Raw genomic sequence first — 11,871 nt, forward strand, 5'->3', positions numbered from 1 at the left:
GAGCCAGAGTCAATCGGAAAGCCAATTTGTTGTCAATAGCCCCTCCTCGATGCACACAAAATGCCGGGCGGCCGTAGAAAGGGCCTTCCAGGGCAGCAGGAAAGCGGTGAAAGCCAGGCCGGGCACGGTGTTCAACCGGGTGCAGCGGATATTTTACAGACGGCGTTGTACGAAAAATTGAACAAGGCTAAGCTGTGCCCACCCTACAACAGCAATAAACCGGGTGTTCCATGCCTTACCAGCCGTCCCTCGGCGCCAAGTTCCGTGGCCACAAGATCGGTCAGCATCCGCGCTAGCTGCGCTCCCTATCCCCGCCTGTCCCTGCCTTCGCCAGCCTCGCCGCCGTGGCCCGTGTTCGGCCGGCGAACGTCTCGCCACTTCATCCTTATATAAGGAAGGACGGCGATCGCCTTTCGCACAGCCGCGAGCGGAGACGAACAGCAATATCGTTCAAGCCAGACCCGGACGCCCCCTGGCATGCTGGCCCGACGTCCACCACCTGCCATGCCCATGACCGCTACCGACCTGCCCCGCCACGCCTTTCTCCGCGGAGCCGTCGCCATCCTGCCACTGTCCCTGGCCGTCGCGCCCTGGGGCCTGCTGGCCGGATCGATGGCCATCGAAGCCAACCTGACCCCCGCCGAAGGCCAGGGCCTGTCCGCCATCGTCTTCGCCGGCGCCGCCCAGTTGGTGGCGATCGGCATGCTCAAGGGGGGCGCCGGTTTCTTCTCGATCATCTTCACCACCCTGCTGCTGACCTCCCAGCACCTGCTCTACGGCATGAGCCTGCGCCCGGTGCTATCGCCGCTACCGGGACGCTGGCGGGTCGGCCTCGGCTTCCTGCTCACCGACGAATTCTTCGCTCTCGCCAGCCAGCACGACCAGCGCAACTTCGACCGCTGGTACGCACTCGGCGTCGGCCTGACCTTCTATGCCGCCTGGAACCTCTTCACCCTCGCCGGCATCCTCCTCGGTCGCAGCATTCCCGGCCTCGAGCACCTTGGCCTGGACTTCTCCATCGCCGCCACCTTCATCGCCCTGGTCGCGCCGCTGGTACGCAACGTGCCGACCGTGGTCTGCGTCGCCACCGCGCTGTTCTGCTCGGTGCTGTTCAGCTACTGGCAATGGAGTTCGGCGCTGGTCCTGGCCGGTCTCGCCGGGATGGCCGCCGGTTTCGTCTGCAACAAGCTGTATCGGGAGGCTCCATGGTCTGGGCAGTGATCTTCGGCATGGGCGCGATCGTCTTTCTCAACCGCTACCTGTTCCTCGAACCGCGCCTGCCGATCCGCCTGGGCAGCAACCTTCGGCAATTCCTCGGCTTCGCCGTGCCGGGCATGCTCACGGCGATCTGCGGCCCCATCGTGTTCATGCCCGAGGGACGCATCGACCTCGGCTACGACAATCCCTACCTGGTCAGCGGCGTGGTCACCGTGGCGCTGGTGCTCTACACCCGCAACACCCTGGCGAGCATGCTGCTGGGCATGGCGTTCTTCTTTTTCTTCAAGTGGCTGGTCTGACCGGGACCGGCCAGCGCTTCATGCGCAACGGGAATGAACTCGCGAAGAAAGGTCGCTTGGCGCCCACGCGCTTTCGGCCGAAGATCGGCGCATCGATCCTTCTCGCAGCGAGGTTCCCATGGCCGACCCCCTTCCCCGGCGCAATGGCGGGCAGATCCTGGTGGAAGCGCTGCGGCGCAACGCCGTCGATACGGTCTATTGCATCCCCGGTGAAAGCTACCTGCCGGTGCTCGACGCGCTGCACGACGCCGCCGGCATCCGTACCGTCGTCACCCGTCACGAAGGCGCCGCCTCGAACATGGCCGACGCCTACGGCAAGCTGAGCGGACGACCGGGCATCTGCTTCGTCACCCGCGGCCCCGGCGCCACCCACGCGGCCAATGGCGTGCACACCGCGAAGCAGGACTCGACGCCGATGATCCTGTTCATCGGCCAGGTGGAAAGCGCCTTCAAGGGCCGCGAGGCGTTCCAGGAAGTCGACTACGTGCAGATGTTCTCCGGCCTGGCCAAATGGGTCGTGGAAATAGACCGCATCGACCGGATACCGGAACTCGTCGCCCGCGCCTTCGGTGTCGCCACCTCGGGCCGGCCGGGCCCGGTGGTGGTCGCGCTGCCCGAGGAGATCCTGTTCGGTTCCGCGCAGGTCGCGGACGCACCGGCGCCACGCTTGCTGCCTGGCCAGCCTGCGGCCGCGGCGATGGGCGAACTGCAAGAGCGGCTGGACCGCGCGCAGCGTCCGCTGCTGGTGCTCGGCGGCAGCGGCTGGGACGAGACCGCCCGCAAGCGCCTGGCGGCCTTCGTTCATGCCAACGGCCTGCCGGTGGCCGCCTCGTTCCGCCGCCAGGACCTGTTCGACAACCGCGATCCGCACTATGTCGGACAACTGGGCTTCGGCGCCGCGCCAGGTCTGCTCGAGCGTGTTCGACAGGCCGACCTGCTGCTGGTGCTCGGTTCGCGCCTGAGCGAAACGCCGAGCGCCGGCTACAGCCTGGTCGGTTGCCCCGAGCCGGCGCAGGCGCTGGTCCACGTCCATGCCGACGGCGCGGAGCTCAACCGCGTCTACCTGGCGCACCTGCCGATCCAGGCCACTCCCGTCGCCTTCGCCGAGGCCCTCGCCGCCCTGCCGCCACGGCCCTCGCCGCCCTGGCAGGCCTGGCGCGAAGCCGCCCGCGCCGACTACCTGGCGTATTCGACCCCCGTCGCCAGCGACCCGGCGTTGCAGGGCGTCGACCTGGCGGCGGTGGTCGCGCATCTGGATGAAACCTTGCCGGACGATGCGGTGATCGCCAACGGCGCCGGCAACTACGCGGTCTGGGTGCACCGCTTCTACCGCTATCGCCAGGCCCGCACGCAGTTGGCGCCGACCAATGGCGCCATGGGCTACGGCCTGCCCGCGGCGATCGCCGCCAGCCTGCGCGAGCCGCGGCGCGACGTGGTGTGCTTCGCCGGCGACGGCTGCTTCATGATGTACCCGCAGGAACTGGCGACCGCCGCGCAGTTCGGCGCGACACCGGTGGTGATCGTGGTCAACAACGGCATGCTCGGGACCATCCGCATGCACCAGGAGCGCGCATACCCAGGACGCGTTTCCGCCACCACCCTGGTCAATCCCGACTTCGTCGCCCTGGCGCGGGCGTTCGGCGCCTACGCCGAGCGGGTGGAACGCAGCGCCGACTTCCCCGAGGCATTCCGCCGCGCCCGCGCAAGCGGGCGCCCGGCGCTGCTCGAACTGCTCACCGATCCGCGCCAGGTCACGCCACAGGCACGCCTCGCCTGAATCGCGCTCAGGCGGCGCGAAAGGCGATCCAGGCCTGGTAGCCGACAGCCTGGAAGTAGCGTCCGGGCAGGACGAAGCCGCTCTCCGTGAGCAATTCGCCAAGACGCTGCTCGGAGAGCGGATCGAAGTCGTCGCGCAAGCGTTGCAGCATGCCGCCGGCCTCTTCGGCCGACAGCCCGAGCAGGCGGCAGGCCTCGGCCTGCACCGGCCGCTCGAAGGCGTCCCGCGGCTCCATCAGGTTCGCCAGCAGCAACGGCGCCGCCGGCGCCAGGCGCGCGGCGATCGTCTCGAGGAAGCGAAGCTTGGCCTCGTCACCCCGGATGAAGTGCAGCACCAGCAGGAGCAGCGCCGCGTCGTAGGGAGGCGACGCGGGCAGGCCGGCCACTTCGCCACAGTGCAGGTCGATCCGCTCGAGCAGGCCGAGCATGGCGAAGCGTTGCCGGGCCAGCGCCAGCATGTCCGCCGACAGGTCCAGGGCGACGAACCGCCAGCCCGGGCGCTGTCCGGCCAGTTCCGCCAGTTCGCCACCGGCGCCGCAGCCGACGCTGAGCAGGCGCGCCCGTTCCGGCAGGCGGGCGAGCAACTGGGCGCGACTGAGCAGGTGTAACAGCTCGTAGCCTGGTAGCAGGCAACCGATGCGCGACTCGTAGCTGTCCGCGTCCTTCCCGACGAAACGGCTCATCAGTCGAAGACCTTGCCCAGGCGCCAGTAACCCATCAGCGTCAGGTGGCGTTTGTCGATACCGCGTTCCTTCACCAGGTAGCGCCGGATCGCCATCACCGCCGCCGACTCGCCGGCGACCCAGGCGTAGAAGGTGCCGCTTTCGGGATTGGCCAGTTCCCAGAGGATTTCCTCGTCGACATCGACATCCTCCAGCTCCTGGATGGCGCTGCCGACCATCTCGCTTTCCGGCAGGCGCGCCAGGCGCGCCGCCTCGATCATCCGCTCGCCGTTGCGCGAGTGGATCCCGGCCTGGTGGCGCGGCAACCAGTGCAGGCGCGCGCCGGGAATCGCCGGCAGGTCGAGGATGTCGGCCTCCTCCGGGACCTCGAGGAAGGCTTCGATTGCCGGCGGTTGCGCCTCGCCGGCGAGCGCCTCGAGAATGCCCGCCACCGCCGGCAAGGCGGTTTCGTCGGCGATCAGCAGGATATGCCGGACACCGGCCGGCGGCTTCCACTCGTAGCCGCCGGGATCCTCGCCGTAATGACGGTTGGGCGCGGCCAGCTGCAGGCGATCGCCGACCCGGGCGTGGGTCGCCCAGGCCGAGGCCGGGCCGTTCTCGCCGTGCAGGACGAATTCCACGTCGACCTCTTCCTGCTCGGCGCGCAAGGCGCGGATGGTATAGGTACGCATCGGCGGCCGGCGCGCCGGCTCGACGCTGCGGTAGGCCTGGTACCACTGGCTGCCGCCCGGCAGGCTGGGCGGCTGGCCGCTGGCATCGGGAAAGAAGATCTTGATCCGCTGGTCGGCGGCCAGGGTCTTCATCTCGGCGACCTCCGGGCCGCCGAAGACGAAACGGGTCAGCGCAGGACTGAGCCGCTCGCGGCGCTTGAGTTCGACATTGAACAATCGATAGGCGGGTTGCGACATGACGATGGTCTCCTGGTGACCGGCGCCCCATGGCGCCGGCGGATGCATGCGTCAGGCAACTCTAGCAGACGATGCGAATGATTAGCATTTGACATTTACACAATCATTCGCTGCGTCGCGAGCACGCCTGGCACTCAGGCCTCGCAAGGCTCCAGCAATTCGCAGGCGGACTCCCCTACCCGCCTGACCGCCTGTTCGATGGCCGGCGTCGGCGGCGCCGCGTAGTTCATCCGCAGGCAGTTCCGATACTTGCCGGAGGCGGAGAAGATGCAGCCCACCGCCACCTGCACCCCACGCTGGCGCAGGGCCTTGTCCAGGCGCAGGGTGTCGAAGCCTTCCTCCAGCTCGACCCAGAGCAGGAAACCGCCCTGCGGCCGGCTGGCGCGGGTACCTTCGGGGAAATAGCGCGCCACCCAGTCAATCATCAGGTCGCGGCCGCGCTGATATTGCGCGCGCATGCGCCGCAAGTGCGGTTCGTAGTGGCCGTTGCCGATGAATTCGGCGATCGCCAGCTGCGGCTGCAGGGCGCTCGCCCCGGTGCTGATGTACTTCATGTGCAGCACCCGGTCGGCATAGCGCCCGGGAACCATCCAGCCGATCCGCAGCCCCGGCGCGAGGACCTTGGAGAACGAACCGCAGAGCAGCACCCGGCCATCGTCGTCGTATGACTTGATGGTGCGCGGGCGCGGATAGGTGTAGGCCAGGTCGCCGTAGACGTCGTCCTCGATGATCGCCACGTCATAGCGCTGCGCCAGCGCCAGCAGGGCCCGCTTGCGCGACTCCGGCATGATGTAGCCGAGCGGATTGTTGCAGTTCGGCGTGACCTGGATGGCCTTGATCGGCCATTGCTCCAGCGCCAGTTCGAGAGCCTCCAGGCTGATGCCGTTGACCGGGTCGGTTGGAATCTCCAGGGCCTTCATGCCCAGTCCCTTCAGCGATTGCATGGCGCCGTGGAAGCTCGGCGACTCCACCGCGACGATGTCGCCCGGCTCGCACACCGCGCGGATGCTCACCGACAGCGCCTCGTGGCAACCGGTGGTGATCATCACGTCGCTGGCGTTCGCCCGGCAACCGGAATCCACCAGCAGACGGGCGATCTCCTCGCGCAGCAGCGGCGAGCCATGAATACCGTCATAGGCCAGGGCGCGGGCATCGGCATGCCGGTTGAGGCGCGCCAGGCTGCGGGTCAGCGGTTTCAGCGAGGCGCTGGAAATATCCGGCATGCCACGGCCGAGCTGGACCACGTCCGGGCGCGGCACCGTGCTGACCAGGGCCAGTACCTGCTCCCATTGCGAGATTTCCACCGGCCGCTGGGCCAGCCGGGCGATCGCCGGCAACGGCGGCATCTGCCGTGCCGCCGGGACGAAATAGCCGGATTTCGGCCGTGGTTCGGCGAGGCCTCGATCCTCCAGCAGCCTGTATGCCTGTTGCACAGTACTCAGGCTGACGCCGTGCTCGATGCTCATCGCGCGTACTGAAGGCAGCCGGTCGCCCGGCCGGTAGAGGCCCTGTTCGATACGCGAGCCGAGGGTCTCGGCGAGTTGCAGATAAAGGGTCATGAACGGGACTCCAGCGAGATCGAAAGCGGGACCGGTACAGATGGCGTGGAAATCCACCATTCAGGCCGGGAAGCGTCTGATCTGTATGCAGTCAACCCACCTTTTCTGGACCTGTACGGAACAGCGCGCAGTGGCCATTCTATCTCCATCGTCCAGCCGATCAACACGGAGTACGCAGCATGTCGGGATACAGCGCGAGAACCGAGCGCCGCCAACGCCTCGATGGCCACCTACCCTTCGCCGTGATGGATACCCTGGCCCAGGCCCTGCGCCGCGGCTATCGACTGGCCAGGCACCGCCAGCAGACCCGGCGTGCTCTGCTGGAACTGGAAGCGGCGGAACTTAAGGACATCGGCCTGAGCGCCGAGCAGGCCCGCGAGGAAGCCTCGCGACCGTTCTGGCAGGCTGGCAGCCCCCGCGGGAGGAACGCATGATCCGCTGTCGCAACTGCGCTGAATACCCGGCCACCGAAGAGCAGATCTGTATGGTCTGCAAGCGTCGATCCGACATCGATCCATACAAGGCACTGATCGCCATGGCCCTGTGGGTGTATTGCGGCGTCAGCCTGGCGGCCTATCTGAAACCCCGACTGCCGCCCGCTCCCGCCGCCCAGATCGAACGCTACCAGGAGAGCAGCGCAGGGCGGACGGCCATCGTCCAGGGGGGCGGCTGAAGCACGGAACGCATGTTAGGGAGGGGAGGCAAGCTGAGCCCCTCCCGTTTTTGTCCCCCTGCCAACCTGGATTCGTCTGCCACAGCCCTGGCGATGCCTTTGTCGCGTTTTTGCGAACCACCGCGACCTTTGCCGATTTTCCCTTCGCCACCCGCTTCCACGGCCGCCCCGCTGCCTAGTATCCCGCCCGCCGGCTGTTCGCAACCGGCGACAGGCCGAAGGCGCCGCATCCGGCGGCGCCTCGCATACGAGGATGGAACATGAGGCACTTCAGTTCGCTGTGGCTGGCGACAACCCTGGCGGCCATCTCAGGCTACGCCCAGGCAGATTACTTTTCCGATACGCTGACCAAGGCACTCCACTACCACGCAGTCAAGACCGACAACTCGATCGACTTCGACGAACAAACGCTGAAGAACACCTTCCTGGTCGAGCCTGAATCGATCTACTCCGATACCGTATCCAACCCGCCCATTCTCAACAGCATCGGCTGGGCGAGCGCTGTCGGCGATTTCAATCGCGACCAGGGCACGGCATTCGATCCCGAGGAGACGCTCGGCATCTTCCTTCGCGAGACCGGACTGACCAAGGCGCGCCCGCATAGCGACATCGCCGTCGACCGGGTGCCGGAGGGCTATGTCAGCTTCGAACGCGACGACCCGCTGATCCTCGCCAATGTGCTCAAGGCCGGGGTGGATGCCGACCTCTACTATCATGCCTACGAACTCTTCGGCTGGCGCTACGGCACCATTGCCGCCAAGTTCGCTCTTGCCGCGCAATACCTGCGCGACTCGATGAACGCCATTCCGCTAGCGCAGCACCGGGCCAACGGCATAGACACCGGGGTCCTGACCCGCTTCAAGGCGGCCCAGAGCTATACGCAGCTCAGTCACGGCGACCAGAACTATCTGATGGGCATCCTCGACTACCAGTTGAGGAGCCCGGACTATCGCGACGGCCAGGGCGGCTTCCATTTGCCTCCACAGTACCGACTGGCTCGCCTGGCCGCAGCCTACCGCTATCGCAACGGTTTCATTTCCAGCACCCCGATCTGCACCGCGGACGGCCGCTACAGCGGCACCGACGGCGCCGAGCCATGCCTCAACGACATGACCGACAAGGCGCTGTTCGACTGGTACAAGGAAAAGTACCGCGACCAGATGAAGCCTCGCTCCCCCGAGGAGCCCCAGAGCAGTTTCCTCGCCAAGCTGCTGGAGGTGATCGTACCGATCGCCACGCTGTTCGATGGCCTGGCATTGTTCGAATCCTTCGAAGCCGCCGAGGCTGGCGAGTTGGGTGCCGAAGGCGCGTTCAGCGAAGAAGAGGCGGAAGGCATTTCCGCTGCATCCCTAAGCAAGATCTGTCGTATCTGAGGCTCGTCATGACTATCGTCAAAGGTATTTCCCGGTTTTTCCTCGCTTTCGGCCTCAGCCTTGCCAGTGGATTCTCCCAGGCCGGCCCGGTGGTCACGGTGGAAGCGGTCAGCTCCGTGAACGAACAGGTCTCCTCGCGGCTACTCAAATCCGTGCGCTACCACGTCGACATGGCGGGACGCGCTGTCGCCGAGGAGCAATTGAACCCGTCCAACGCGGCGAAAAAGGAACTGGTCTCGAAATGGCGCTCCAGTACCACCGCGCGCTTCGAATACAGCTACGTCCAGGAAGGCGTCGAACATCTGCGCGTCTATAACGCGATGTCCGGGCAAGACCTGCGCGACCTGCTCAAGGTGCCGCAGGACCATCCGCTCTATTCGGGGTTCGACGAACGCTTCGCCGCAAGAGGCGCCAATGCCGAGCGCTACGTGAAGAACATCGAGGTTCCCGATTCACGCTTCAGCGCATCGCTGGACATTCGCCAGGCCGACGCCGAGCTGAAAGCGCTGCGCAACCTGGAGAGCGATATCCGCAGTGGTCTCGTCCCCAGCGGTGGGCGCCTGACCGGTTTCATTTCCCAGGCTCCTTGCGAATCGTGCAAGCCCATGCTGGAAAACGTACTGCCGGAAACCGGCTACGTCAGCGAGGCCCACGTTTCCTACCTGCCGAACGCCAGGGAAGCGGCCTCGGATCTGGAGCGACAGATCGCCAACAAGTTCTATGGTGTCAAGAAGAACCTGGTGAGCAAGGATGTTCTGGAAAAAGCCGCGGCGGCCAACGCCTCGGCGGAAGGTGGTGCGCTGGAAGCCTGTCTATGACGATCCTGGCCGTCTCCAGCGAGACGGCCTTCCTTGTTCGCGCGGGCTCGGCTCAGGCGGGTAACGCCGGATACTCCAACGCCTCGGCGAGCTTCGCGCGGTGTCGCGCCACCCACTCCCGCCGAACCGCGCCCCAGTCGCGGATCACATAGCCACCCTGGTGGTTACGCGCGCCTTCCTGCTGCTCGAACTCGCAGACGATATCCAGTTCCTCCAGCGCGGCGATGGTGTCCTGGGCGGTGCGTCGCGGCATGCCGGTGGCAGCCATGATCTCCGGCACGCTGGCAACGCCGCTGTCGATCAGGTGGGCGACATAGAGGCGACGATAGAAGCTGGACTTGGTCTTGCTGATGGCCATGGACAGGCGTTCTCCGTGAAGGCTCAGGGGGCGAGCAGAGGCAAGGTAGTGGTGGACTTGATTTCCGACAGGGCGACGATGGAGTTGACCTCCTGGATACCCGGTACCGCCGACAGCTTCTCGAAGAAGAAGCGTTCATAGGACTCGATGTCGCGGGTGACGATGCGCAGCATGAAGTCCACCGCGCCCATCAGTACGTGGCACTCCAGCACCTCGGGAAACTGGTGCATCGCCTCGGCGAAGTCGGTGAGGTTCTTGCGCCCATGGGCGTTGAGCTTGATCTGGGCGAATACCTGGGTATTCAGGCCGATCTTCTTGCGGTCGAGCAGGGTCACCTGCTTGCGGATCACCCCCTCCTCCTTCAGGCGCTGGATGCGCCGCCAGCAGGGCGATTGGGAAAGTCCGATACGCTCGGCGATCTCGGCAGTGGACAGCGAGGATTCCTCCTGCAATAGCGCAAGAATACGCTGATCGTATGCATCCAATGAAATGGACATATAAATTCCCTACAAGCACATTTACAGGGAACGATTATGCACAAATAATCCGTATTCACGCAAAAACAGGATAAAAACTTCCAGCGGGCTTTGGGAGAATTTCTCTCGTCGAAACACTGCCTGGAGCTTCACATGTCTACCCTCGCCCCTGTTTTCCCGGCCAAGCACCCCCGCGGCGAAGAGCGCCAGGTGATCCGGCCGAACGTCTGGGAAAGCTCTTGCGCAGACAGCGAAACCCTGTCGATCTTCCACGTCGAGGGCATGGCCGATCCCGAGTTGCTGTGCCGAGTGCTCAATCTGTTCGCCGTGCAGTCCTTCACCCCGGAGCGAGTACGGGCTGACCGCGAGGAGCACAAGATCCGCCTGACCCTCTCCTACCAGGGGCTGAGCCAGCACCGCGCCAGCGTGATCGCGGAAAAGCTGCGCTCGCTGGTCACCGTGCTCGGCGTACGCCTGGAGTTTTCCCCTCTCGCGGGCAAGATCCGCCCCAGCCTCAGCGAGCCCCTGCTCGCCAGCGTCGTCTGAGCCCCGGGGCGGCGCCTGCGTCGCCCTGTCCATTCAGCGTCATCGGCTGGCCTTCTGGCGTTAGCCGGTCGCCGGCCCCATGTCTACAGTGCAGGTTCGTCAGGCAGCCACGAGACTGCCGTGTGTTCCCCCGATCCTGCAGAGCGTGCCCATGTCCCGACCGCGTTTCCTTCCGGATAACTTCACCCTGGCGCTGATCGCCACCGTCCTGCTCGCTACCTTCCTGCCCTGTAGCGGCCAGACCGCCGTGGTCTTCGAATGGGTGACCAACATCGGCATCGGCCTGCTGTTCTTCCTCCACGGCGCCAAGCTGTCGCGCCAGGCGATCATCGCCGGCATGACCCACTGGCGCCTGCACCTGCTGGTGTTCGCCTGCACCTTCGTGATGTTCCCGCTGCTCGGCCTGGCGCTGAAACCGGCGCTGTCGCCGATGGTCACACCGGAGCTGTACCTCGGCATCCTGTTCCTCTGCGCCCTGCCGGCCACCGTGCAATCTTCCATCGCCTTCACCTCGCTGGCCCGCGGCAACGTGCCGGCGGCGGTCTGCAGCGCCTCGGTATCGAGCCTGCTCGGGGTGTTCCTCACCCCGCTGCTGGTCAAGCTGCTGCTCGGCGCCGAGGGCGAGACCGGCAACGCACTGGACGCCATCGGCAAGATCACCCTGCAACTGCTGGTACCGTTCATCGCCGGCCAGGTCCTGCGGCGCTGGATCGGCGCCTGGGTGGAGCGCAACAAGCCGGTGCTGCGCTATGTCGACCAGGGCTCGATCCTGCTGGTGGTCTATACCGCCTTCAGCGCGGCGGTGATCCAGGGCCTGTGGCATGAAGTGCCCTGGCTGGCGCTGATCGGCCTGACCGTCGCCTGCTGCGTGATCCTCGCCCTGGCCCTGGTGCTGACCACGGTGCTGGCGCGGCGCCTGGGTTTCAGCAAGGAAGACGAGATCACCATCGTCTTCTGCGGTTCGAAAAAGAGCCTGGCCACCGGCGTGCCCATGGCCAAGGTGCTGTTCGCCACCAGCGCGGTGGGACCGATGGTGCTGCCGCTGATGCTGTTCCATCAGATCCAGCTGATGGTCTGTGCGGTGCTCGCTCAGCGCTACGCCAGGCGCCGCGATGACGCAGCGGCGGTGCTGGCGGAAGCATCCTCGCGCTGAGGCGACGCGCTCGCAAAAACGAAAGAAGCCG

14 protein-coding genes are annotated in these 11,871 nt (G+C 65.8%); 9 read left to right on the forward strand and 5 right to left on the reverse strand.

The window, feature by feature from the left end; all coding sequences use genetic code 11:
* The first annotated feature begins 510 nt into the window (after positions 1-510).
* The 3 genes from PSPA7_RS15440 (at position 511) to PSPA7_RS15450 (ending at position 3,294) form a co-directional block, all read left to right on the forward strand.
* Positions 511-1,221 carry an AzlC family ABC transporter permease gene (locus PSPA7_RS15440; protein WP_034000109.1) on the forward strand — a complete coding sequence of 237 codons (711 nt, stop codon included), beginning with the start codon at positions 511-513 and terminating at the stop codon, positions 1,219-1,221.
* The gene (locus tag PSPA7_RS15445; protein WP_012076003.1) at positions 1,206-1,517 is read left to right on the forward strand and encodes a branched-chain amino acid transport AzlD family protein; all 312 of its coding nucleotides are present in this window, start codon (positions 1,206-1,208) and stop codon (positions 1,515-1,517) included. The genes PSPA7_RS15440 and PSPA7_RS15445 overlap by 16 nt, the downstream gene beginning before the upstream one ends.
* A 118-nt stretch (positions 1,518-1,635) precedes the next feature.
* The gene (locus tag PSPA7_RS15450; protein WP_012076004.1) at positions 1,636-3,294 is read left to right on the forward strand and encodes a thiamine pyrophosphate-binding protein; all 1,659 of its coding nucleotides are present in this window, start codon (positions 1,636-1,638) and stop codon (positions 3,292-3,294) included.
* 7 nt (positions 3,295-3,301) lie between these two features.
* Here PSPA7_RS15450 and PSPA7_RS15455 read toward each other — a convergent pair whose 3' ends face one another.
* The 3 genes from PSPA7_RS15455 to PSPA7_RS15465 all read right to left on the reverse strand — a co-directional run bounded on the left by PSPA7_RS15455 (position 3,302) and on the right by PSPA7_RS15465 (position 6,443).
* Positions 3,302-3,976 carry a class I SAM-dependent methyltransferase gene (locus tag PSPA7_RS15455; RefSeq protein ID WP_003154725.1) on the reverse strand — a complete coding sequence of 225 codons (675 nt, stop codon included), beginning with the start codon at positions 3,974-3,976 and terminating at the stop codon, positions 3,302-3,304.
* On the reverse strand, positions 3,976-4,884 hold the full coding sequence (locus PSPA7_RS15460) for a siderophore-interacting protein (RefSeq protein WP_003154726.1): 909 nt from the start codon (positions 4,882-4,884) through the stop codon (positions 3,976-3,978). Before PSPA7_RS15460 ends, PSPA7_RS15455 begins: the two co-directional genes overlap by 1 nt.
* Before the next feature lie 134 nt (positions 4,885-5,018).
* Positions 5,019-6,443, reverse strand: coding sequence for an aminotransferase-like domain-containing protein (locus PSPA7_RS15465; protein WP_012076005.1), 1,425 nt, complete (start codon positions 6,441-6,443; stop codon positions 5,019-5,021).
* Positions 6,444-6,622: 179 nt separating this feature from the next.
* Here PSPA7_RS15465 and PSPA7_RS15470 point away from each other — a divergent pair, with 179 nt between their 5' ends.
* From PSPA7_RS15470 to PSPA7_RS15485, 4 genes are all read left to right on the forward strand, one after another.
* On the forward strand, positions 6,623-6,877 hold the full coding sequence (locus PSPA7_RS15470) for a YjiS-like domain-containing protein (protein ID WP_012076006.1): 255 nt from the start codon (positions 6,623-6,625) through the stop codon (positions 6,875-6,877).
* Complete coding sequence (locus PSPA7_RS15475; RefSeq protein WP_041025359.1) at positions 6,874-7,116, forward strand: hypothetical protein; 243 nt, start codon at positions 6,874-6,876, stop codon at positions 7,114-7,116. The genes PSPA7_RS15470 and PSPA7_RS15475 overlap by 4 nt, the downstream gene beginning before the upstream one ends.
* Positions 7,117-7,376: 260 nt before the next feature.
* Positions 7,377-8,489 carry a hypothetical protein gene (locus PSPA7_RS15480; RefSeq protein WP_012076008.1) on the forward strand — a complete coding sequence of 371 codons (1,113 nt, stop codon included), beginning with the start codon at positions 7,377-7,379 and terminating at the stop codon, positions 8,487-8,489.
* An 8-nt stretch (positions 8,490-8,497) separates the two neighbouring features.
* Positions 8,498-9,307, forward strand: coding sequence for a hypothetical protein (locus PSPA7_RS15485; RefSeq protein WP_012076009.1), 810 nt, complete (start codon positions 8,498-8,500; stop codon positions 9,305-9,307).
* Between the two features lie 52 nt (positions 9,308-9,359).
* Here the strand turns inward: PSPA7_RS15485 and PSPA7_RS15490 are convergent, their stop codons facing one another.
* On the reverse strand, positions 9,360-9,665 hold the full coding sequence (locus tag PSPA7_RS15490) for a winged helix-turn-helix domain-containing protein (protein WP_003154738.1): 306 nt from the start codon (positions 9,663-9,665) through the stop codon (positions 9,360-9,362).
* Positions 9,666-9,688: 23 nt separating this feature from the next.
* A complete protein-coding gene (locus PSPA7_RS15495) occupies positions 9,689-10,162 on the reverse strand; it encodes an Lrp/AsnC family transcriptional regulator (protein WP_012076010.1) in 474 nt (157 codons plus the stop codon).
* A 132-nt stretch (positions 10,163-10,294) separates the two neighbouring features.
* On the opposite strand from PSPA7_RS15495, the gene PSPA7_RS15500 reads away from it, so the two are divergent.
* Positions 10,295-10,687 (forward strand): ACT-like domain-containing protein, encoded by a 393-nt coding sequence (locus PSPA7_RS15500; RefSeq protein ID WP_012076012.1) that lies wholly within the window; start codon positions 10,295-10,297, stop codon positions 10,685-10,687.
* A gap of 151 nt (positions 10,688-10,838) precedes the next feature.
* Positions 10,839-11,840 carry a bile acid:sodium symporter family protein gene (locus tag PSPA7_RS15505; RefSeq protein ID WP_003154745.1) on the forward strand — a complete coding sequence of 334 codons (1,002 nt, stop codon included), beginning with the start codon at positions 10,839-10,841 and terminating at the stop codon, positions 11,838-11,840.
* Positions 11,841-11,871: the final 31 nt, after the last annotated feature.

This window comes from Pseudomonas paraeruginosa PA7 (assembly GCF_000017205.1).
In the GTDB taxonomy this organism is placed as follows: Bacteria; Pseudomonadota; Gammaproteobacteria; order Pseudomonadales; family Pseudomonadaceae; genus Pseudomonas; species Pseudomonas paraeruginosa.

Bases quoted from the DNA above. Each gene is read 5' to 3' on its own strand.
- PSPA7_RS15440 (WP_034000109.1), top strand. From the start codon at position 511: ATGACCGCTACCGACCTGCCCCGCCACGCCTTTCTCCGCGGAGCCGTC.
- PSPA7_RS15445 (WP_012076003.1), top strand. From the start codon at position 1,206: ATGGTCTGGGCAGTGATCTTCGGCATGGGCGCGATCGTCTTTCTCAAC.
- PSPA7_RS15450 (WP_012076004.1), top strand. From the start codon at position 1,636: ATGGCCGACCCCCTTCCCCGGCGCAATGGCGGGCAGATCCTGGTGGAA.
- PSPA7_RS15455 (WP_003154725.1), bottom strand. From the start codon at position 3,976: ATGAGCCGTTTCGTCGGGAAGGACGCGGACAGCTACGAGTCGCGCATC.
- PSPA7_RS15460 (WP_003154726.1), bottom strand. From the start codon at position 4,884: ATGTCGCAACCCGCCTATCGATTGTTCAATGTCGAACTCAAGCGCCGC.
- PSPA7_RS15465 (WP_012076005.1), bottom strand. From the start codon at position 6,443: ATGACCCTTTATCTGCAACTCGCCGAGACCCTCGGCTCGCGTATCGAA.
- PSPA7_RS15470 (WP_012076006.1), top strand. From the start codon at position 6,623: ATGTCGGGATACAGCGCGAGAACCGAGCGCCGCCAACGCCTCGATGGC.
- PSPA7_RS15475 (WP_041025359.1), top strand. From the start codon at position 6,874: ATGATCCGCTGTCGCAACTGCGCTGAATACCCGGCCACCGAAGAGCAG.
- PSPA7_RS15480 (WP_012076008.1), top strand. From the start codon at position 7,377: ATGAGGCACTTCAGTTCGCTGTGGCTGGCGACAACCCTGGCGGCCATC.
- PSPA7_RS15485 (WP_012076009.1), top strand. From the start codon at position 8,498: ATGACTATCGTCAAAGGTATTTCCCGGTTTTTCCTCGCTTTCGGCCTC.
- PSPA7_RS15490 (WP_003154738.1), bottom strand. From the start codon at position 9,665: ATGGCCATCAGCAAGACCAAGTCCAGCTTCTATCGTCGCCTCTATGTC.
- PSPA7_RS15495 (WP_012076010.1), bottom strand. From the start codon at position 10,162: ATGTCCATTTCATTGGATGCATACGATCAGCGTATTCTTGCGCTATTG.
- PSPA7_RS15500 (WP_012076012.1), top strand. From the start codon at position 10,295: ATGTCTACCCTCGCCCCTGTTTTCCCGGCCAAGCACCCCCGCGGCGAA.
- PSPA7_RS15505 (WP_003154745.1), top strand. From the start codon at position 10,839: ATGTCCCGACCGCGTTTCCTTCCGGATAACTTCACCCTGGCGCTGATC.